General features: G+C 63.8%; 1 protein-coding gene. It reads left to right on the top strand.

Annotation, left to right across the window (positions count from 1 at the left end):
* Positions 1-8: 8 nt before the first annotated feature.
* The coding region (locus tag DNK89_RS23545) for an enoyl-CoA hydratase/isomerase family protein (RefSeq protein ID WP_238990917.1) at positions 9-646 on the top strand (638 nt) is incomplete at its 3' end.

Here is a 646-nt window from a genome sequence, read left to right as displayed (position 1 = left end):
ACGAGGCGCTGCGGGTACTCGTTCTCACAGGCGCGGGAGATCGCGCGTTCTGCACTGGGGCGGACCTCAAGAAGACAATGCCACCGGCCGACAGTGCGGCGCGGCAAGTCTTTCGCGCAGGAACCCAACACTTCAACTTTGGGACGCTGCGTACGGACAAGCCCGTCATCGCGGCAATCAACGGGTATGCCCTGGGCGGTGGGCTGGAACTGGCGTTGCTTGCAGACATACGCATCTGCTCTGACAACGCCCAGTTCGGCCTGCCGGAAGTGAGGGTGGGCAGCATACCGGGTGCTGGCGGAACACAACGCCTGATCCGCGCTGTGGGTCAATCGGACGCAATGCTGATGCTGCTGACGGGGGAGCGCATCGATGCTAACGAAGCCTTGAGGATCGGGCTGGTAAGCAAAGTCGTATCGCAGTCTGAGTTGCAGGCGACGGCCCTGCGCCTGGCACACACCATGGCCGCCAACGCACCGTTGGCGATGACGGCTGCCAAGCGATTGGCGATGACTGGGCGGGAATTGCCGCTAGCCGGCGGGCTGGAATTGGAACGCCAAGCCTTCGGTGTGCTGAGGGACAGTGAGGACCGGCTGGAAGGACGCAGGGCCTTCGCTGAGAAGCGCTCTCCGACATTCCGCGGCCG

The sequence above is a fragment of the Acidovorax sp. ST3 genome, from assembly GCF_003231145.1.
In the GTDB taxonomy this organism is placed as follows: Bacteria; Pseudomonadota; Gammaproteobacteria; order Burkholderiales; family Burkholderiaceae_C; genus Acidovorax.
This window is presented reverse-complemented; position numbering and strand designations above follow the sequence as displayed.